Source organism: Streptomyces sp. NPDC088246 (assembly GCF_044741025.1).
Taxonomy (GTDB): Bacteria; Actinomycetota; Actinomycetes; order Streptomycetales; family Streptomycetaceae; genus Streptomyces.
In genome coordinates this window covers 500,541-520,942 of the sequence record NZ_JBIURV010000002.1, presented here as the reverse complement: position 1 = coordinate 520,942, position 20,402 = coordinate 500,541, and the positions used below count along the sequence as shown (strand labels likewise).

The 20,402-nt window shown below is 70.1% G+C and carries 17 protein-coding genes; 5 read left to right on the top strand and 12 right to left on the bottom strand.

Going from position 1 to position 20,402, the window contains the following annotated elements:
* Positions 1-10: 10 nt before the first annotated feature.
* The 3 genes from ACIPEK_RS04990 (at position 11) to ACIPEK_RS04980 (ending at position 2,418) form a co-directional block, all read left to right on the top strand.
* A complete protein-coding gene (locus ACIPEK_RS04990; RefSeq protein WP_401990696.1) occupies positions 11-520 on the top strand; it encodes a multidrug transporter in 510 nt (169 codons plus the stop codon).
* A gap of 78 nt (positions 521-598) precedes the next feature.
* On the top strand, positions 599-1,540 hold the full coding sequence (locus ACIPEK_RS04985) for an ABC transporter ATP-binding protein (protein ID WP_401990693.1): 942 nt from the start codon (positions 599-601) through the stop codon (positions 1,538-1,540).
* Entirely contained in the window at positions 1,537-2,418 is an 882-nt protein-coding gene (locus tag ACIPEK_RS04980; RefSeq protein WP_401990690.1) for an ABC transporter permease subunit, read from the top strand. The genes ACIPEK_RS04985 and ACIPEK_RS04980 overlap by 4 nt, the downstream gene beginning before the upstream one ends.
* 70 nt (positions 2,419-2,488) lie before the next feature.
* Here the strand turns inward: ACIPEK_RS04980 and ACIPEK_RS04975 are convergent, their stop codons facing one another.
* The 10 genes from ACIPEK_RS04975 to ACIPEK_RS04930 all read right to left on the bottom strand — a co-directional run bounded on the left by ACIPEK_RS04975 (position 2,489) and on the right by ACIPEK_RS04930 (position 15,726).
* Entirely contained in the window at positions 2,489-3,280 is a 792-nt protein-coding gene (locus tag ACIPEK_RS04975) for a BTAD domain-containing putative transcriptional regulator (RefSeq protein WP_401990687.1), read from the bottom strand.
* Positions 3,281-4,069: 789 nt separating this feature from the next.
* Positions 4,070-7,909 (bottom strand): multifunctional oxoglutarate decarboxylase/oxoglutarate dehydrogenase thiamine pyrophosphate-binding subunit/dihydrolipoyllysine-residue succinyltransferase subunit, encoded by a 3,840-nt coding sequence (locus tag ACIPEK_RS04970; protein WP_401990684.1) that lies wholly within the window; start codon positions 7,907-7,909, stop codon positions 4,070-4,072.
* Between the two features lie 257 nt (positions 7,910-8,166).
* Entirely contained in the window at positions 8,167-9,243 is a 1,077-nt protein-coding gene (locus tag ACIPEK_RS04965) for an ATP-binding protein (RefSeq protein WP_401990681.1), read from the bottom strand.
* A complete protein-coding gene (locus tag ACIPEK_RS04960) occupies positions 9,240-9,977 on the bottom strand; it encodes a response regulator transcription factor (protein ID WP_014154105.1) in 738 nt (245 codons plus the stop codon). Before ACIPEK_RS04960 ends, ACIPEK_RS04965 begins: the two co-directional genes overlap by 4 nt.
* Before the next feature lie 226 nt (positions 9,978-10,203).
* Positions 10,204-10,896, bottom strand: a complete 693-nt coding sequence (locus ACIPEK_RS04955) for a spermidine synthase (protein WP_401990679.1) — start codon at positions 10,894-10,896, stop codon at positions 10,204-10,206.
* Positions 10,897-11,273: 377 nt separating this feature from the next.
* A complete protein-coding gene (locus ACIPEK_RS04950) occupies positions 11,274-11,897 on the bottom strand; it encodes a hypothetical protein (RefSeq protein ID WP_401990676.1) in 624 nt (207 codons plus the stop codon).
* On the bottom strand, positions 11,894-13,288 hold the full coding sequence (locus ACIPEK_RS04945) for a hypothetical protein (protein WP_401990673.1): 1,395 nt from the start codon (positions 13,286-13,288) through the stop codon (positions 11,894-11,896). Before ACIPEK_RS04945 ends, ACIPEK_RS04950 begins: the two co-directional genes overlap by 4 nt.
* On the bottom strand, positions 13,285-14,085 hold the full coding sequence (locus tag ACIPEK_RS04940; RefSeq protein WP_401990670.1) for an ABC transporter ATP-binding protein: 801 nt from the start codon (positions 14,083-14,085) through the stop codon (positions 13,285-13,287). The genes ACIPEK_RS04945 and ACIPEK_RS04940 overlap by 4 nt, the downstream gene beginning before the upstream one ends.
* Positions 14,086-14,095: 10 nt before the next feature.
* Positions 14,096-15,097 carry a zf-HC2 domain-containing protein gene (locus ACIPEK_RS04935; protein ID WP_401990667.1) on the bottom strand — a complete coding sequence of 334 codons (1,002 nt, stop codon included), beginning with the start codon at positions 15,095-15,097 and terminating at the stop codon, positions 14,096-14,098.
* A 14-nt stretch (positions 15,098-15,111) separates the two neighbouring features.
* Positions 15,112-15,726, bottom strand: a complete 615-nt coding sequence (locus ACIPEK_RS04930) for an RNA polymerase sigma factor (RefSeq protein ID WP_401990664.1) — start codon at positions 15,724-15,726, stop codon at positions 15,112-15,114.
* A gap of 134 nt (positions 15,727-15,860) precedes the next feature.
* On the opposite strand from ACIPEK_RS04930, the gene ACIPEK_RS04925 reads away from it, so the two are divergent.
* Positions 15,861-16,670: a rhomboid-like protein gene (locus tag ACIPEK_RS04925; protein ID WP_401990662.1), complete on the top strand. Its 810-nt coding sequence runs from the start codon at positions 15,861-15,863 to the stop codon at positions 16,668-16,670.
* Here ACIPEK_RS04925 and ACIPEK_RS04920 read toward each other — a convergent pair.
* Together ACIPEK_RS04920 and ACIPEK_RS04915 are read right to left on the bottom strand one after the other, a co-directional pair.
* A complete protein-coding gene (locus ACIPEK_RS04920) occupies positions 16,597-16,791 on the bottom strand; it encodes a hypothetical protein (RefSeq protein ID WP_401990659.1) in 195 nt (64 codons plus the stop codon). The two genes, ACIPEK_RS04925 and ACIPEK_RS04920, sit on opposite strands and share 74 nt — an antisense overlap.
* 60 nt (positions 16,792-16,851) lie before the next feature.
* The gene (locus ACIPEK_RS04915; RefSeq protein WP_401990656.1) at positions 16,852-17,643 is read right to left on the bottom strand and encodes a GNAT family N-acetyltransferase; all 792 of its coding nucleotides are present in this window, start codon (positions 17,641-17,643) and stop codon (positions 16,852-16,854) included.
* Positions 17,644-17,910: 267 nt separating this feature from the next.
* Between ACIPEK_RS04915 and lon the strand changes: the two genes are divergently transcribed.
* Positions 17,911-20,379 (top strand): endopeptidase La, encoded by a 2,469-nt coding sequence (gene lon / locus ACIPEK_RS04910; protein ID WP_401990653.1) that lies wholly within the window; start codon positions 17,911-17,913, stop codon positions 20,377-20,379.
* The last annotated feature ends 23 nt before the right edge of the window (positions 20,380-20,402 follow it).

The window sequence follows — 20,402 nt, the reverse complement described above, 5'->3', positions numbered from 1 at the left end:
GGTGACGAGAATGGTTCGCCTCCGGGCGGAACTTACGGCGCGGCTGCGCAACCTGGCTGTGCTGGAGCTTGCGAACACCGTCTGGATCGGCTGGGTGGTGTTCGTGACCTTCGACGCCCCGATGAGCGCGGCGAACGCCATCGGGTACGGGCTGGCGGCCGCGCACCTGATCACCGGCGCGATGTACTGGGCCGCGAAGCTGCGCCAGTTGGGCGCGGGTCTGCCCCGGCCACCACTGATCGGGGTGTTCCGGTGGCTTCGGCCGGTGTGCGCGGTGGGTCTGGCGGCGGGTCTCGTGGTGATCGCGGCAGCCCTTGCGAGCGGGCGGGGAGGGATCGACGTGGTGCCGGGGGCTGTCCTGTACGGGCTGGCCGCGGCCGAGTACGTGAACTACTTCCAGTGGCAGCTCATGCACGACACCTGTGCTGACTGGCGCAGGCTACTGCGTACCCGGCGACTGCACCGGTCGCACCTCTACGAGGACATACGCGTGCACAGGAAGCCGCAAGCGGCCCGGTAGCCGACTGCGTACGGCCGGCGCGGGGCGCGGTTCGCTTCGTGGTGGCCCGAGCCGAGAGACAAGGAGAGGACCGCGTCCATGGCGAGAACAGGGCCGAACAGCGAGTCGGGGGCAATTGAGGTAAAGGGCCTGACGAAGCGATACCGGGAGGTGGTGGCCGTCGACAACCTGTCGTTCACGGTCGAACCACGGCGCGTGACGGGCTTCCTCGGGCCCAACGGAGCGGGCAAGACGACCACGTTGCGCCTGCTGCTCGGCCTGGCGGCTCCCAGCGCCGGCACCGCGACCATCAGCGGATACCGGTACAGGGAGTTGGCCGAACCGTTGAAGACGGTCGGTGCGATGCTCGACGAATCCGGGGCGCACAACAGCCGTACCGGCCGCGACCACCTGCGTGTGCAGTGCGCGGCGGCCAAACTGCCCGCGCGCCGGGCCGACGAAGTACTCGGCCTCGTCGGGCTGACGTCGGCCGCCCGGCGGCGGTACGGAGAGTACTCGCTCGGTATGCGGCAACGGCTCAATCTCGCCCAGGCGCTGCTGGGTGACCCAACCGTGCTCGTCCTCGACGAACCAACCAACGGGCTGGACCCTGAAGGGATCGCGTGGATGCGCGAACTGCTGCGGAACCTCGCCGCCGAGGGGCGCACCGTGCTCGTTTCCAGTCACCTCATTTCCGAGGTCGAGCAGACCGCCGACGACCTGGTGATCATCAGCCGTGGAAGGCTGGTGGCGCAGGGTGCGACCCGTGAGGTCGTCGACGGTCTGAGCAGGGAGCGTCGCGTGCGGGTCCGCGTTTCGCGCACCGCAGACCTGGAAACGGCCCTCACCTCCGCGGGCGCAACCGTCACGGCCGGCCTTCCCGGCGGCGGAGAAGTGCTGCTGGTGTCCGGACTCGACACGACCGCGGTGTCCTCGCTCGCCGCAGCCCACGGCGGAGAGCTGTACGAACTGGCCGAGGAGAGGCGCGATCTGGAACACGCGTTTCTGCAACTCACGGGCGGGGAGGCCTCGATCCGATGATGGGTCTGTTCAACAGCGAACTGCTGAAACTGCGGACCACACGGACCTGGTGGATCGCCGGAGCGGGAATGGCCGGGGCGACGCTTCTGATGGCGTTGTGGAACAGCTGGCAAGCCACTGCCTTCATGCAGCCCTTCGAGGACTATCTGTCGGGCGCGATCCTGACCCCCCGCCAGGATCTCTCGGCGGAGCAGATCGCTTCCATGCACCGGCTCTGGGAGACGCAGAGCGATGTCGGCCACATCGCCGCGACCATATACACGTCCGGGCAGGCGCTCGGCCTGCTCCTGGCAGGCGTGCTGGCGGTGCTGCTGGTGACCGACGAGTACCAGCACCGCACCTTGACCGCCACGTTCCTGGCAACTCCGCGCCGCGACCGCGTCATCGCGGCCAAGCTGGCGGTCGTGGTCACCGCCTCCGCCGGACTGTGGCTGGTGTCCACCATCGTCGATCTCGTGGTCGGAGCCGTATTCCTGACGTTCCGGGACACGGGCGCTCAGCTCGGCAACCCCGACGTCGTGACCGCGGTACTGCTGAACCTTGCCGCGTACGTCGTCTGGGGCGTGTTCGGCTTCGGTCTCGGCGTGCTCATCCGCAGCCAGGTGATCGCCACCGTCACCGCGACAGCGTTGTACTTCCTCACCTCGGTCGTGGTCGCGTTCGGCTTCCAAGCCATCCATGAACTCGTGATCGAAGAGGACTGGGTGCTGAAGGCTCAAGTGATCATTCCCGGTGTGGCCTCCCAGATCATGACCACCCCGGGTGAACTCTTCGCAGGCGCCCCCGCGCAGTGGACCGGCGCGGCGGTGCTGGTTGCGTACGGCCTGTCCGCCGGCCTGGTGGGAACAGTCCTTCTGCGCAGACGGGACGTGGTGTGAGGGCGTCAACTCAACGCTCCCACACCACCGGACGTTCAGCCTCCCGCTATGGATGGGGAGGCTGACGTGTTCAGGACTGACGCGAGCCGTTCTTCGCTCCGGGGAACTGTACGGATGCCGCTACGAGCCGCCAGGCCTGGCTGCTGTCCCAGGTCAGAGCCGCGGCCCTCATAGCCTCGATGCTCGGAGGCAGGTCGAGGCCCAGGTCATCGGCGAACAGAGCCTGACAGCGCTTGATCGCATCCAGTGCGCTCGAGGCGTCGCCCTTGATGCAGTGCACTGCGGCAAGCAGTTCCCAAAAGCGCTGACGATAGGGCACCTCCGCGATCGCGCTTTCGATCTGATAGCCGAGCACCGCCGTGTGGTCAGCAAGGATGCAGGCGGTGAACAGGTCCTGGTACACGTCGAAGCGGGCGTTGTTGAGCCCGGCGACATGGGCGCTGAACCATCGTGTCGGCGGCAGGTCCTGACCGAACGGCCCGCGCCACAGCGTGATGGCTTCCTCCAGTGATGCGATGGCCGCGTCGAGGTCGCCGCACAGGAGATGGGCCCGGCCGATACGTGCGGCCTGTGTGAATCCGGTCAGGTCGAGTTCGTCCGGCTCGATGTGGAGCCGGTACCCGCAATGGCCGCCCCGATAGGTGTGTAACCTGCCGCTGAGTCCCAGCTGGGTCCCATCGAGGTCGCGTCGCAAGCCCGTGAGATGGCTGCGGATGTTCGCCGTGGCAGAGGCTGGGGGCTCATCCCACAGCAGCTCGGCGAACTCGGAAATGGTTATCGGCCGCCCGGCCCGGAGCAGGAGGGCGGTGAGGATGGCGCGCCGGACCGGCGAGACCACCCGGGTATCGCCCTGGACGAGCAACGGACCGAGAATACTGAAGCGCACACCCGACCTCTCACCAGACCGCATGACGGTCCGTCCGGCCTGAGACGGGACGTGAGCCGACCAGGTGCCAGGGCACCCGGCAGTGGGAACAGCCTCGAAGACCGTGCCTGGGGCCGCCCGGACGGTGCGGCAGCCGCCGGCTTTCCCGCCCCGGTCCGGTGGGTGTACTTCCTGACGGCGCTGCGGCAGACGACACCACAGAGTGTGGATCGCTCTGCCGAACAGAGGTCAACAAGCCCGGTCCATGATGTCCGCGGCGCAGCCGCTGTGGACGCGGGTTCCGCTCGTCCGAGCTGTCGGCGCCCTGACACCTGGTGCAGTGGTGGTTTCCGCTGCGGCTGTCGCGCTGTGGATCTTCACCGTTGTTCTCCTCCTGCTGGTCAAGGCAGGGGTGAGCGCATTAAGCCGTAAATACGTTGCTCGCGTCCCCCGTGGAATGATCTCTATCTTGCCACGGGGGATCGAAGTCAGCCATGGTTCTGTGCGATCGGTGTGAGGGCTGTGATGGGATGCCCTGCTTTGTGTCCCATTTGTGGATACGGTGTGGCCCGCTCAGCGGCTCTTGGGGGGCTGTCTCGCCGGTCGCCTCGGCGCGGTTGACGGACCGACCGCGGCGAACCAAGTGGTCGGCGTGGCCGGAGAACGAGTCCCAGGACCGAACGGGGCGGGCCCGCCCCGTGGCACACCGAAGGGCCCGGCCCCGCGATCAACTCGCGGAACCGGGCCCCTCGTCGTACGTACAGCGACCGGTCAGGTCTCGAAGCGTCAGGCCTCGAAGACCTCGGCGACCAGCTGTGCCTGCTCGGCCTGGTGGCGCTTGGCCGAGCCGACCGCCGGGGACGAGCCGTGCGGCCGCGAGATGCGGCGCAGGCGCTCACCGTGCGGGACGTCGGCGCCGACGGCCAGGTCCAGGTGGTCGATCAGGTTCAGGGCGATGAACGGCCAGGCGCCCTGGTTGGCCGGCTCCTCCTGGGCCCACAGGTACTTCGCGGCGTTCGGGTACTTGGCGATCTCGGCCTGGAGCTCGGCACCCGGCAGCGGGTACAGGCGCTCCAGACGGATGATCGCGGTGTCCGTGACGCCGCGCTTCTCGCGCTCGGCCTCCAGGTCGTAGTAGACCTTGCCGGCGCAGAAGACGACCTTGCGCACCGCGTTCGGGTCGACCGAGTCGTCGCCGATCACCGGGCGGAAGCCGCCGGTGGTGAACTCCTCCGCCTTCGACGCCGCCGCCTTGAGGCGGAGCATCGACTTCGGGGTGAAGACGACCAGCGGCTTGTGGTGCGGGTTGTGCACCTGCCACCGCAGGAGGTGGAAGTAGTTCGACGGGAGCGTCGGCATGGCGACCGTCATGTTGTTCTGCGCGCACAGCTGCAGGAAGCGCTCCGGGCGGGCGGACGAGTGGTCCGGGCCCTGGCCCTCGTAGCCGTGCGGCAGCAGCAGCGTGACGCCGGAGGTCTGGCCCCACTTCTGCTCGGCCGAGGAGATGAACTCGTCGACGACGGTCTGCGCGCCGTTGACGAAGTCACCGAACTGGGCCTCCCAGATGACCAGCGACTCCGGACGGGCCAGCGAGTAGCCGTACTCGAAGCCCATCGCCGCGTACTCGCTGAGGAGCGAGTCGTAGACGTTGTAACGGGCCTGGTCGTCGGAGAGGTAGAGCAGCGGGGTGTAGTCCTCGCCGGTCACCTGGTCGACGAGGACCGCGTGACGCTGGCCGAAGGTGCCGCGGCGGGTGTCCTGGCCGGCGAGCCGGACCGGGGTGCCCTCCATCAGCAGCGAACCGATGGCCAGGGTCTCGCCCATGCCCCAGTCGATCGTGCCGTTCTCCACCGAGGCCGCGCGACGCTGCATCTGCGGCATCAGACGGGGGTGGACGGTGATCCGGTCGGGGATGTTGACCTGGGACTCCGCGATGACCTTCACGACCTCCTGGGAGACCGCGGTGGTCACGGCGACCGGGAACTCGGGCTGGACCTCGGGGGTGTGTGCCGGAGCCGGCAGCGAGGTGGCCTCGCGGACCTCCGCGAAGACCTTCTCCAGCTGGCCCTGGAAGTCCTGCAGCGCCTGCTCGGCCTCTTCCAGCGTGATGTCGCCGCGACCGATGAGGGACTCGGTGTAGAGCTTGCGCACCGAGCGCTTCTTGTCGATCAGGGTGTACATCTGCGGGTTGGTGAACTCCGGGTTGTCGCCCTCGTTGTGACCGCGGCGGCGGTAGCAGATGAGGTCGATCACGACGTCCTTGTTGAACGCCTGCCGGAACTCGAAGGCCAGGCGCGCGACACGGACGACGGCCTCGGGGTCGTCACCGTTGACGTGGATGATCGGCGCCTCGATCATGCGCGCCACGTCCGTGGCGTACATCGAGGAGCGCGAGGACTCCGGGGCGGCGGTGAAGCCGACCTGGTTGTTGATCACCACGTGCACGGTGCCGCCGGTGCGGTAGCCGCGCAGCTGCGACATGTTGAGCGTCTCGGCGACGACGCCCTGGCCTGCGAAGGCCGCGTCGCCGTGGAGCGCGACGGGCAGGACCGTGAAGTCCGTGCCGCCCTTGTTGATGATGTCCTGCTTGGCGCGGGCGATGCCCTCCAGGACCGGGTCGACCGCCTCCAGGTGCGAGGGGTTGGCGGCCAGCGAGACCTTGATCTGCTCGCCGTCCAGACCGGTGAAGGTGCCCTCGGCGCCCAGGTGGTACTTCACGTCGCCGGAACCGTGCATCGACCGGGGGTCGAGGTTGCCCTCGAACTCGCGGAAGATCTGCGCGTAGGACTTGCCGACGATGTTCGCCAGCACGTTCAGCCGGCCGCGGTGGGCCATGCCGATGACGACCTCGTCGAGGCGGGCCTCGGCGGCCGAGTCGATGACCGCGTCGAGCAGCGGGATGACGGACTCGCCGCCCTCCAGCGAGAACCGCTTCTGGCCGACGTACTTGGTCTGCAGGAACGTCTCGAACGCCTCGGCGGCGTTCAGCCGGCGCAGGATGCGCAGCTGCTCCTCGCGCTCGGGCTGCTGGGTGCGCGTGCGCTCCACCCGGTCCTGGATCCACTTGCGCTGCTTCGGGTCCTGGATGTGCATGAACTCGATGCCGGTGGTGCGGCAGTACGACTCACGCAGCACACCGAGGATGTCGCGGAGCTTCATCATCGACTTGCCGGCGAAACCGCCGACCGCGAAGTCCCGCTCCAGGTCCCACAGGGTGAGGCCGTGCTCGGTGATGTCCAGGTCGGGGTGCTTGCGCTGGCGGTACTCCAGCGGGTCGGTGTCGGCCATGACATGGCCGCGGACCCGGTAGGAGTGGATCAGCTCGAAGACCCGCGCGGCCTTGGTGACGTCGTTGTCGTGCGAGGCGTCGATGTCCGTGAGCCAGCGGACCGGCTCGTACGGGATGCGCAGCGCCTTGAAGATCTCGTCGTAGAACTCGTTCTCGCCGAGGAGGAGCTGGGCGACGATCCGCAGGAACTCGCCGGAGGCGGCGCCCTGGATGACCCGGTGGTCGTACGTCGAGGTCAGCGTCATGACCTTGGAGATGCCCAGCTTGTTCAGGGTGTCCTGAGAGGTGCCCTGGAACTCTGCCGGGTAGTCCATCGCGCCGACGCCCATGATGAGGCCCTGTCCGGGCATCAGACGGGGCACCGAGTGCACGGTGCCGATGCCGCCGGGATTGGTCAGCGAGGCGGTGACTCCGGTGAAGTCGTCCATGCCGAGCTTGCCGTTGCGGGCGCGGCGGACGATGTCCTCGTAGGCCTGCCAGAACTCGAAGAAGTTGAGCGTCTCGGCCTTCTTGATGGCCGCGACGACCAGCTGGCGGTCGCCGTTCGGCTTCACCAGGTCGATGGCCAGACCGAGGTTGACGTGGTCCGGCTTGACCAGGGTCGGCTTGCCGTCCTTCAGCGCGAAGGAGTGGTTCATCGCCGGCATGGCCTTGAGGGCCTGCACCATCGCGTACCCGATGAGGTGCGTGAAGGAGATCTTCCCGCCCCGGGCGCGCTTGAGGTGGTTGTTGATGACGATGCGGTTGTCGAAGAGCAGCTTCACCGGAACGGCGCGGACGGACGTGGCCGTCGGCAGCTCCAGCGAGGCGTTCATGTTCTTCGCGACGGCGGCCGACGGACCGCGCAGCGTCACGTACTCGGGGCCCGCCGCGGCCTCGGTGGCCTCAGCCGCGGCGGGCTTGGCCGGGGCAGGAGCGGCGGCCTTCGCGGCCGGAGCCGGCGCGGCCTTCGCCGGAGCTGCCGGAGCAGCGACGGCGGGGGCGGCCTGTGCGGGCGCCGGAGCCGCGGGCGCCGGGGCCTTCGCGGCCGGAGCCGGGACCTGCGCCGGAGGGGCCTGGGGTGTGGTGGCCGGTGCGGTGGCGGCCGGGGCCGGGGTCACCGCAGCCCCCGCGGCTGCGGCGCCGGGAACGGGCTTGTCCGCCGTGCCGGACGTACCCGGCTTGTAGTCGGCGAAGAAGTCCCACCAGGCGCGATCGACCGAACTGGGATCCTGGAGGTACTGCTGGTAGATCTCGTCGACGAGCCACTCATTGGGGCCGAAAGCTGCAGCCGGGTTCGTACCCGGGCTGGCTTGGTCGGTCGAGATGCTCGAGTTACTGGGGGACTGAGACGACACGGCGGCAACCGCCCTCTTCCGCTTCACAAGGTGATGGACAGCGGAAATCAAGGCTACGCCTCCCCAGCCGTTCCATGCAGGCCGGGCCGGTCTTCGTCGTGCAAGTCACATCGGAAGACTGGTTTCGGCGCAGGAAATGGCGGGAAACAAGCGTGGTTCCGCTTCGCTTCGGGTACGCGGGACCGCGGCTACGGCCCTCTGGACCGTACCCCTTGAACAGAACACGTAGAACGTGCCCTTCCGGTTCGAACCCTATGTCAACCTCGCGGTTGCCGGATCCCCGGAAGAGTGACCTGGATGCGGCAACCGCGAGCGGATTCGGCCACGCCGATTCGTCCGCCGTGCAGATCCACCGCCCAGCGGGCGATCGCCAGGCCCAGGCCCGTACCGCCGTCGCTGCCCGGACCGTGCGGGGACGGCACCTCGCCGCGGTTGAAACGCTCGAAGACGCGGTGCCGCTCGGACTCCGGAATGCCCGGACCCTCGTCCAGGACCTCCAGCGCCAGAGATTCCGGTCCGGCCCCGCGCCGGGCCAGCACGGTGACCCGGCCGTGCGGCGGGCTGTGCTTGACAGCGTTGTCGATCAGATTGGCCACGACCTGGTGCAGGCGTTCCGCATCCGCGTGCGCGGTCAGCTCGGGCGGCGACACATCCAGATGCAGATGTACGTCCTTGCGGGTGTGGTTCCCGGAGCCGGAGGGCAGCCGGCGGTGCGAGGCGGCGAGGTTCGCCTCCTTCAGCACACCCGACAGATACGGCCACACCTCGAAACGGCGGGCCTTCAGCGTGACCACCCCGCTGTCCAGGCGGGACAGGTCCAGCAGCGTCTCCACCAGCCTGCCGAGCCGCTCGGTCTGCTTCAGGGCCGTGCGCATCGTCTCCGGATCGGCCGAGGACACGCCGTCCACGACGTTCTCCAGCACGGCTCTCAGCGCCGCGATGGGTGTCCGTAGCTCATGCGACACATTGGCCACCAGCTCCTTCCGGTGCCGGTCCACGGCCTCCAGATCGTCCGCCATGCGGTTGATCGTCTGGGCCAGATCGCCGAGCTCGTCACGCCGGTCGGCGCCGCTCACCCGTCTGGTGTAGTCACCGTGCGATATCGACCGGGCCACGGTCGTCATCTCATCGAGCGGCGCAGTCAGACCGTGCGCCACGAACTGGGTGATCAGCAGGGTCGCGATCACCGAGAACACCGTGATGAAGCGCAGTTCGGTCCTGGTGCGCACGGCCACCATCAGCAGCCCGGTGGTGATGAACACCGAGACCACCACGAGCGTGCCCAGCTTGGCCTTGACCGAGAAAGGGCGCAGTCCGGAACCGGGCCGGGTCATGGTGCCGGGGTCTCCAGGGCGTAGCCGACACCGTGCACGGTACGGATCCGCTCCGCACCGATCTTCCGGCGCAGCGCCTTGATGTGGCTGTCGACGGTCCGGGTGCCGGAGGCGTCCGCCCAGTCCCAGACCTCGGCCAGCAGCTGCTCCCGGGAGAGCACCGCACGCGGGGTGTTGGCCAGGCAGACCAGCAGATCGAACTCGGTCGGCGTGAGGTGGACGTCATCGGCGCGCACCCGGACCCGGCGCTGCGCGTGATCGATCTCCAGCTCGCCGAGGCGCAGTATGCCGCTGCGCGGCGTCACCGCGGCGAGTGCCGCCCGCTCGACCCGGCGCAGCAGGACGTGCACCCGGGCCGCCAGCTCGCGCATCGAGAACGGCTTGGTCATGTAGTCGTCGGCGCCGACCCCGAGGCCGACCAGCATGTCGGTCTCGTCGTCCCTGGCGGTCAGCATCAGCACCGGCACCGGCCGCTGGGCCTGCACACGGCGGCAGACCTCCAGGCCGTCGAAGCCGGGGAGCATGATGTCGAGCACCATCAGATCGGGCTGCCATGCCTCGGCCGCGTCCACGGCCGCGGGTCCGTCGAGTGCGGTCTGCACCAGAAAGCCCTCGGCCCGCAGCCGGGCGGAAATGGCATCGACGATTGTGGCGTCGTCCTCGACCACCAGCACCCGGCGCTGCGCGCCCGGGGTGGCCGCGACACCGTTGTGGGTGGTGTGTGTCTGTTCCATCGCCCCGCCCCTGCCCGTTCTCACGGGGGCCATTCCCCCCGGACGCACGGTCTTCGCTTGTGGATTTCGTGGGTGATCCCCGTTACCGGTGGTCAGCGTAAAGGCAGCGGACCACTCTCGGCTACGCAGGGTGTAACGGCTTGGGTGCAAGGAGGTGGCGGAGTGTCGGTCTTGTGGCGCTTGGCCCCGGGCGTCCGGGGGCCGAGCGATACCCGGCGGGGGGCTCTCAGGCTGTCCGAAGTGCGAGATGCACCACGTCGGGCACACCTCGGGCAACATTGACCTCTTCCGTCCTAATCCCACTGAATCCGGCATTCCGCAAGGCCTGTTCGAACTCGGCGGACGGTTGTGCGGACCACACTGCGAGAACGCCGCCCGGCGTCAGTCGCTCCCGGCAGTCCGCCAGACCGGCGGGGGAGTACAGGCTCGTGTTGCCCTCTGTGACTGTCCAGTCCGGTCCGTTGTCGATGTCCAGGCACAGGGCGTCGTAACGGTCCGTAGTCGTACGCAGGTACGAAATGAGATCCGTCGTCAGGATCGCGGTCCGCGGATCGGCGAGCGCCGCACCGGAGATCCCGGCCAGCGGCCCCTCCAGATGCCAGTCCACGATCGCCTGCTCACGCTCGACGACGGCGATCCGCCCCCATCGCGGCTCGGCGGCGGCCCGGACGAGTGAGAACCCCACCCCGAGGCCCCCGATGAGCACCGCCGGTGCTTCCCGGTCGGCGGGCAGTGCGGCCAGCGCCGCGTCGATCAGCAGCCGCTCGGAACGCCCGTCGGAGGTGTCCATCAGAAAGCACCCGTTGGCGATGATCTCGAAGTTGTCCCCCCGCTCCCGCAGAACGACCTCGCCGTAAGGGCCTTCGCGGCGGTCGAGCGTGACGGGGGCGAGGGTGTCGGGGCCGTGGAAGTCGGGCATGGTGCGGATCTCCGGTGGATGGCGGGCAGGTTCACCGCCATCCTGGCCGCTCGACGCGGTCGGGGGCCAGCGGATTGCCTGATCCGCCCGATCCATTCGATCCGTCCGGGGGAGCGTGCACCGTTGCGCGGCCCGGGGCGTGCGACGGACGAGAGTTACGCGCTCCGGGGCGCGGAACTTCAGGGTTACGCGCTTTCCGGGCGTGCGCCGTCGGGAGTTACGCGCTTTCCGGGCGTGCGCCGTCGGGAGTCACACGCTCTCCGGGCGTGCGCCGTCGGGAGTCACACGCTCTCCGGGCGTGCGCCGTCGGGAGTCACACGCTTTCCGGGCGTGCGCCGTCGGGAGTCACACGCTCTCCGGGCGCGCACCGCCGGGAGTTACGCGCTCTCCGGGCGCGCACCGCGCACCGCGAGGAGGGCGGCCCCGATCACGTACGCCGTCAGGGCCACCGCCCACGCCGCACCCTGCGGACCCGGCTGCATCGGCCAGGCCCACACTGCCGCCGCGCCGCCCGGGTTGTGGGGCGCCGCCAGATAGACGGCGCCGCCGTAGACCGTCATCGGCAGCCAGCTCAGCCGGGCACCGATCAGGGCGGCGGAGGCCGCGGCCACCCCGGTCGCGCCGAGCACATTGCGCACCATGCCCGGTGCGCCGAACGCTTCCGGGTGACCCGGGACAGCGGCTGCGAGTGCCCCTGCCGCCAGTACGGTCAGGGTCAGTAGATGCAGCAGCCGGCGCGGCCACCAGCGGCGTACGGCCGTCCGGTCCAGCTCGTCGCTGTGCGAGTGCAGGCTGGTGCCGATCGCGGCGGAGGCGAGCATCGGGGCCAGAGCAATGACCGGGACACGGGCGGTGTGGTCGAAGTAGGGCTGGTCCTGCAGCCAGTGGGCCGCCCAGGCGGCGACGAGGACGATGCAGGTCAGGGCGACGGAGGTGAGGGGGAAGGCGCGGGAGCGGATGTAAAGGAGGGGGAGTGCGGTGTGGGTCGGCCGACGGCTCACAGGACCGGGACCTCCGAGGGTGTGCAGCTCTTCCGGGTGGCCAGGAAGCGGCCGAGCCATGCCTTGCGGTCGGCGTCCGGCATGGCCTCGAGCCGGACGAGTTGGGGCGAATTCGGAAACCGGGTCGAGTCCTTGCCGCTCAGCCAGCTGATGACCGCGTCGTCCGTGCGCTCCACCCGCTCGGTCTCCTTCCGATCCTTGCCGCGCGTGTCGGTCGAGCAGTCGCGGTTCACCAGAGCCGAGGCGGTTTCCGAGCGGTACTGGTGGGGATCGGTCAGCCGGTTCCGTGTGATGCCCCAGCCGCGCGTCACGTAGGCGAGAGTGGCTTCGCCGTTCTTCGGGCTGTACCAGGGGTCCACGTAGGTGACCGGCGCGCCCGGAACTCCCTCAAGACGGGAGAACATTCCCGCCAATGCCTTGGACATCTGGGGCAGCACCGGGGCGTCGTGCGCGTTCACGCAGATCTGTGGCGTGCCCGGGGCGACCTCCGAACAGACCCTGCGTGCCATGGCCGGGTTGTCCTGGAACAGGTCCGCGCCCGTGCGCATGATCATGGTTCCGGCCGCGACCGCCAGGGCGAGTGGCACGACGGCCAGGTACCGCCGCCGGGCCGCGTACCCGAGCAGCACGGTTGCGGCGATGCCGCCCGTCCATGCCAGCAGGAACGGGGCGAACCACCGCACCGGGACGGACACGTCGAGCGCGACGACCTGGGCCGGGCTCAGGAACCGGGCTGCCGAATCCACGTAGTCCGGGAACCCCAGGACGACGAACGCGCACGCCGCCAGTACCGGAGCGGTCAGCCGCCACCGCGCCAGCCGGCCGACGACGAACCCCACGAAGCAGATGGACAGCAGGAAGCCGAGATCCGTGGCCGCGAGGGAGATGGGCGGGCTGCCCGCCCCGGTATATGGGGCGGTCGCCGCGAACGCCACAGCCAGCGCGACCAGATATCCGGCCGCCGCCCACAGCGCGATCGGCGTCGTGGCAGCCATCACCTGCGCGAGTCGGCTGCGTGGCGTCGAGAGCAGTAGTTCGGCGGTACGGCGGCGATGCTCCCGACCGCCCTGCCAGCAGGCGGCCGCGGCGACGAGCGGACCGGCGAGCAAGGCCGACGCCGCGTGCAGTTGGGTCTGGGTCGCGCCCCAGCTGCCCTGCCACTGGGGCGCCTTGCTCCACAGCGGAATGAGGACCGTGAGGGCCACGGCGAGCCCGGTCCAGGGGGCGATGCCGTGCCGGAGTTCGGCTCGCAGTGGATTGGGCGTCGCGCGGCGTGCCGGTGTTTCGCCGTACGAGGGGGTGGGGACCGGCGCGGGGGCACCACTGCTGAACGGTGCTTCGGGGTACGTTGCCGGTGCGCCACCTCTGCCCGGTGCTTCGGACTCTGTCATCGGTGCGCCACCGCCGCCCGGTGCGCCCGCAGCGCAGCGGTGTAGCCGCGCTCGATCGGGTTGCCGTCCGGCCCGTCCGCTCCGGTGTCCGCGCCGCCGAGAGCCGTCAGTTCCTGTGCCGTACCCCGGTAGGCGATCCGGCCCGCCTCGATCAGCGTCACATCGGTGCAGGCCGCGGCGACATCCTCGACCAGATGGGTCGAGACGATCACGGTGGACGTGCTGCCCAGCTCCCGTATCAGCGCCCGGAATTCGACCCGCTGCTCCGGGTCGAGACCCGCGGTCGGCTCGTCGAGCAGCAGCAGGTCCGGATCGTTGACGATCGCCTGGGCGATGCCGACGCGCCGCACCATCCCGCCCGACAGGGTCTTCACCGGGGCGTCGATCCGGTCCGCCAGACCCACCCGGGCCACCGCAAGCTCCACGGCCGCGGGCATCGCCGCAGCGTCCATCTCCTTGAGCCAGGCCACATAGGCGACGAACTCGCGGACGGTGAAGCCCGGGTAGTACCCGAACTCCTGCGGCAGATAGCCGAGCCTGCGCCGGACCGCCGCCCGGTTGCGGTGGCCGGACTTCGCGCCGACCTCGCTGCCGAGCAGCTCCACCCGGCCGCCGGACGGTGCGGCGACCGTCGCGAGCACCCGGATCAGCGAGGTCTTGCCCGCCCCGTTCGGTCCCAGGAGCCCGTGCACACCGGGTGCGAAGTCGAGGTCGACGGCGTCGAGCACGGCCGTTCTGCGGTGCCGCACGGTCAGTTTCCTGACCTTGACCGTGCTCATGAGTGTGGTGCTGTTCATGCGTTCACGCTCACAACGTCTCCAGATGGTCGAAGGATCTACGGCGTGCGGCGAGCAGCGCGGCGCACGCCAGCGCCCCGGCCGCCCAGCCGCCCTGTGCGGCGGGCCCTGCGAAGTACTTCGCGGCTTCGGCCGCCGGCTCGCCGATCTCCGGGGGAGAGGCGGCGAAGGCAGGCAGGAGCACGGCGGCAGCCCAGGCCACGGCGACGGACGAGGCACCGGTACGGCAGCCGACATACGAGCCGAGGGCGAGCGCCGCCAGCGTCATCGCCAGTCCCGGCAGCAGCCAGGCCGCCGGGCCCGGCCCCGCGGCGGACGTGGGCAGCGCGGCCCCGGCGAGAGTGAGCGCCGGGATGCTCACGCCGAGCACCGCGGCGGTTCTGGTCAGCAGCAACCGCAGCCCGCCGGACGGGGTGGCAGCGGTGATCTCGTGCATCGGGTCGGTGTGCCGCCCGTAGGAGACGACGACCCCGGCGAGCGGCAGCACCGGCGCGATGACGAGGAGCAGCGGCCGCGTGGCCGCGCCGAGCCCGGCCGCGTACGCCAGAGCGAGGGCCCCTACGGCCACCAGCACCAGCGCCAGCAGCCACGCACCGCGCAGCGCGGGCCCGGCGGCCCACAGCAGACGCCCGGCGCGGGTGGCGGACCCGGGAAGGCGAACGTGACGGTTCAGGACGGACCCGGGAAGGCGGACGTGACGGTTCAGGACGGACCCGGGAAGGCGGACGCGACCGTTCAGGACGGCCCCGGTTGCGGACGCGAGGGAATGGACCCGGTTGCTCCGGACGGGCCGGCCCTCCGGTGCCCCTTCCGCCACCGCGGCCAGCACCCCCGCCCGCACCCCGTCCAGCAGCGCCGCCGCCTCCTGCCGTGCCCGTACCGCCGCCGAGACCCGTGCCGCGCACCCCACGCACGTCTCCACGTGCTTCTCCAGGGACCAGGCATCCGTCTCCGCCACCGAACCGGCTGCGTAGCGGTCGGCCAGTTCTCCGCCCACGTGCCAGTGGGTCATACCGTCGCCTCCCCTCATGCCGTGCCTCCCAGCGGACCGGCTTCCGGCGCCAGCAGTTCCAGCGCGGCGCGCAGCTCGCGCCTGGCCCGCATCGCCCGGGTCTTGACCGTTCCTTCCGGTATGTCCAGGAGCCGGGCCGTCTCACGGGTCGTCAGCCCGTCGATGACCGTCGCGCGCAGGACCTCGCGCAGCTCCGGCGAGATCCGGTCGAGTGCGACGCCCACATCCCCGTACTCCAGACCGGCCAGCACCCGCTCCTCGGCGGACGGCGCGGCGACTGCCCACTCCTTGCTCCCGGCCCGCTCGGCCTCGGCCTGTGCGGCGAGACCGGCACGGGCGTGGACCCGCCGCGCGTCCACCAGCCGGCGCGAGGCGATCACCCAGAGCCAGCCGCCGATCTGCCCCCCTTGGTGCGATCCGGCGGAGCGCCACGCCGTCACAAAGGTGTCCTGAAGGACTTCCCGTACGGTCTCGGCATCCGCGCACCGTCTGCTCAGCCGGGCGAGCAGCCAGCCGGCGTGCCGGTCGTAGAGCGTCGCCAGGGCCGCCGTATCCCCCTGCGCGACGGCACGCAGCAGCGCGTCGTCGTCGTTATTTTGGTCCTCCCCCGGGGGGCGCAACAGGTTCACACTCCCTCTATCGAGCACCGGACCCGAGTCGGTTCATACGTGGCTCATGTGGTTCACGCCATAGACGGCGCGGGGGGCGATCACGGAGGGTGGAACGTTGCTTCGGGGGCCGGTACGGAAAGGGGCCTCGCGCGGTGCATCAGGGTACGGACAGGGCGGTTCGCGAAGCAGAGCTCTCGGCGCCGCTGCTCGACGCCATACCGCGCCAGCGCCATACGCAAGAGCCCGCCGTTCCTGCGGACCGCAAGGCCCGCCGGTGGCTGCGGCTGCTGCCGACGCCCACCGGTACCCCGTTCACCTTCGGGTATCTGCTGGTGCTCGTCGCCACGTCCCTCTTCATGGAGTACGCCGATCCGGACACCGTCTCCGCCGTACTGCGCGAATCGAGCACGGATGTCGCGCATCTCGGCGAGACCCCGCTCCTCGTCCTGGCCGCCAGTGCCCTGTGGGTCGTCGGCGGGCTCACCTCCCCGTACGTCCTGGGCTTCGCTCTCGTGCTGACCGCCCTGGAACACCGCATCGGGGGGTGGCGCACCGCCGGTGTGTTCCTGCTCGGTCATGTCGTGGCGACGCTCGCCACGGAGATCCCGGTCGGGCTGTCCGTGGTGGCCGGCCATCTGCCGGAGTCCTCGCTGCACCGGCTCGACTACGGCATCAGCTTCGGGCTGATGGCGAGCGTGGGTGCGCTCGCCGGGCTGCTCACGCCGTGGCCCCGGGTGCTGGTGCTCGGCGGGGTCGGTGCGATGCTGCTGCGCGATCTGTTCGACCTCGGCGACCCCCTCGCCAACTGGGGCCACCCGCTGGCGCTGCTGCTGGGCGTGGCCTGCTGGCCGCTGCTGCGCCGGGCCGGTGCGGTCTCAGGAGTGGTGGTCAGGGGCGTGGGGCCTTCTCGCCGTGCATCGCGAGATATTCGGCTGCCAACCAGGGCGCCAGATCGTCGATGAGCATCGCGAGGACGGCCGGGTCGGCGGAGGGGGCGCGGCCCGTGCGCGCGGCCACCCGCATCTGCTCGATCCGCTCCGGGTGGTCCGGGTAGTAGCGGGCGAACACCTCGGCGGACTCCACCAGATCGGCGGGTGGGCCGGGCTTCGGGGCACCGGCCGGTCCGAGGCCCCGTTGCCGTCGTCAGGGCCCCGGCGGCGACCACACGTAGGGCGTGGTGGTGGTCACGGAGCAAAAGCCCAGCCGCCGCAGGACCGGGGCGCTGTCGTCGGAGGCGTCCACCTGCAGGAACCTGACACCGCGGGCTGAGGCGAGCGAGGCACGCGCGGCGACCAGGGCGCGGTAGATCCCCCTGCCCCGCCACGCGGAGAGTGTCGAACCGCCCCACAGACCGGCGAACTCGGTTCCCGCACGGAAGACCAGCCAGGCCGCGGAGACCACCTCGCCGTCGGCCTCGGCGACCATGACTGCGATCTCCTCAGGTGCGGCCGAGACGCGCGCGATCAGGTCGTCGCCCAGCCGGCTCCAGTCCTGTCCCCAGACGGACGACTCCATCGCGGCGATACGGCGCATGTCGGCGTCCGCGGTGACCTGACGCAGGGCGACACCGTCCGGCAGGAGCGGCTCGGCCGCCATCTCGTCGGCCCGGCCGATCAGGACCGACTCCTGCTCCTCGGCGACGAAGCCCGCCGCACGCAGCCGGTCGGTGAGATCGGTCGGCCGGTCGTGTCCGCGGGTCTTCCACTCCACGGCCTCGCCACGTGCGGCGAAGTAGTCGCGCTGCCGGGCGATCAACCGGTCGAGCTCCGCGCCGCTCACACCGGCATCGCGCGGACAGCTCACGAAGCCGCGGAACTGGCCGACGATCCGCAGCAGCGAGCCGTCCCACTCGTACGTGACTCCGGCCGGAGGGTTGGGCGGTGCTCCGCGCATCTGCTCGTCATAGGCCGCGAGCAAGCCGTCGATGTCCGTCACAAGAAGACAGTACGAGCGGTGACAAATGCATTTTCGGGCCGGGAACGCCGCCGGATCGAAGCCGGGAACGCCGCCGGATTAAAGCGGACGCATCCGGAGTTCTCCGCTACAGAAAGGGCCTGACCGGTCCTGACCGAAAGGGCCTGACCGGTCCTGCGGAGCGAGCGTATTCAGCCGATCGCTCACAGCGAACACGCGCCGGGGAACAATGGGCGACTCAGGAGCATTGAGTCTGCATAACTCAACTTGACTGCCGAAGGGGAGATCATGGCTACCGAGTCCGATGCGGTCACTCCGCTCGCCCTGCCCGTGCTGCCGCTCGACGACGAGGTCGTGCTGCCCGGGATGGTGGTGCCTCTGGACCTGTCCGACACCGATGTACGCGCCGCCGTGGAAGCCGCACAGGCCGCAGCCCGCGAGGGCGGCGGCAAGCCCGAGGTGCTTCTTGTGCCGCGGATCGACGGGACGTACACCGGCACCGGTGTCATCGGCACCGTCGAACAGGTCGGACGGCTTTCGGACGGGGATCCGGGCGCGCTCATCCGCGGCCGTGGCCGGGTACGGATCGGGGCCGGGACCAGCGGACCGGGTGCCGCGCTCTGGGTGGAAGGGACACGGGTCGACGCGGTCGTCCCCGATCCTTCCCCAGCCTCGAACAAGCTCGGCCGGGGAGACCCCATTCCCGGAGCCGCCGCCGAGCTGGTCAAGGAGTACAAGGCGCTCGCCACCAGCTGGCTGAAGAAGCGCGGCGCCTGGCAGGTCGTGGACCGGGTCCAGCAGATCGAGGACATCTCCGCGCTCGCCGACAATTCCGGTTACTCACCCTTCCTCACCACTGCCCAGAAGGTGCAGCTCCTGGAGACCGTGGACGCGGTCGCCCGGCTGAAGCTCGCCATCCAGTGGCTCGGTGAACACCTTGCCGAGCAGGACGTCGCCGAGTCCATCGCCAAGGACGTCCAGGAGGGCGTCGACAAGCAGCAGCGCGAATTCCTGCTGCGGCGCCAGCTCGAAGCCGTACGCAAGGAGCTGTCCGATCTCAACGGCGGTTCTGGTTCCGGCGCAGACGAGTCCGACGACTACCGGGCCCGCGTCGAGGCCGCCGATCTTCCCGAGCACGTCCGTGAGGCCGCCCTCAAGGAGGTCGACAAGCTGGAGCGCTCGTCCGACCAGAGCCCCGAGGGCTCCTGGATCAGGACCTGGCTCGACACCGTCCTCGAACTGCCGTGGACCGAGAGGACCGAGGACGCGTACGACATTCGCGGCGCCCAGGAGATCCTCGACGCCGAGCACGCGGGCCTGCAGGACGTGAAGGAGCGGATCACCGAGTACCTGGCGGTGCGCAAGCGGCGTTCCGAGCGCGGCCTCGGCGTCGTCGGCGGGCGGCGCGGTGGTGCCGTGCTGGCGCTGGTGGGTCCGCCGGGCGTGGGCAAGACCTCGCTCGGTGAATCCGTCGCGCACGCCATGGGACGCAAGTTCGTCCGCGTCGCGCTCGGCGGTGTACGGGACGAGGCGGAGATCCGCGGCCACCGGCGTACGTACGTCGGCGCCCTGCCGGGACGTATCGTCCGGGCCATCAAGGAGGCCGGTTCGATGAACCCGGTCGTCCTGCTCGACGAGATCGACAAGGTCGGCTCCGACTTCCGGGGCGACCCGGCCGCCGCCCTCCTCGAAGTCCTCGACCCGGCGCAGAACCACACCTTCCGCGACCACTACCTGGAGGTCGAACTCGACCTCAGCGATGTCGTCTTCCTGGCGACGGCCAATGTGCTCGAAGCCATCCCGGAGGCCCTGCTCGACCGTATGGAGCTGGTCAGGCTCGATGGTTACACCGAGGACGAGAAGGTCGTCATCGCCCGCGACCACCTGCTCCCGCGCCAGCTGGAGCGGGCCGGTCTGCAGAAGGACGAGGTGACGCTCGACGAGTCCGCGCTGCGCAAGCTGGCCGGCGAGTACACCCGTGAAGCGGGCGTACGAAACCTGGAGCGGGCCGTCGCCCGGCTGCTCCGCAAGGTCGCGGCCCAGCATGAACTCGGTGACCGGGAACTCCCGTTCACGGTCACCGAAGCGGATCTGCGCGGTCTGATCGGCCGGCCGCACCACGTCCCCGAGTCCGCCCAGGACCCGGCCGAGCGCCGCACCGCGGTGCCGGGCGTGGCCACCGGACTCGCGGTGACCGGTGCCGGTGGTGACGTGCTGTTCGTGGAGGCGTCGCTGGCCGACCCGGAGACCGGGGCGTCCGGACTGACCCTCACCGGTCAGCTCGGCGACGTCATGAAGGAGTCCGCGCAGATCGCGCTGAGCTTCCTGCGGTCGCACGGCGCGGAGCTGGAGCTGCCGGTCGCGGATCTGAAGGACCGCGGCGTGCACATCCACTTCCCGGCGGGCGCGGTCCCGAAGGACGGCCCGAGCGCCGGCATCACCATGTCGACTGCGCTGGCCTCGCTGCTCTCCGGACGGCTGGTCCGTACGGATGTGGCGATGACCGGTGAGGTCTCGCTCACCGGACGGGTGCTGCCGATCGGCGGCCTGAAGCAGAAGCTGCTGGCCGCGCACCGGGCCGGGATCACCACCGTGGTGATCCCGAAGCGGAACGAGGCCGACCTGGACGATGTCCCGGCCGAGGTCCTGGACACCCTGGAGGTCCACCCGGTGACGGACGTCCGCCAGGTGCTGGAGATCGCCCTCGCCCCGGCCTCCGCGGCCAGGCCCGAGGAGAGGATCCCGGCCGCGGCGTAGGCGCCATGGCGTGACGGGCGTGG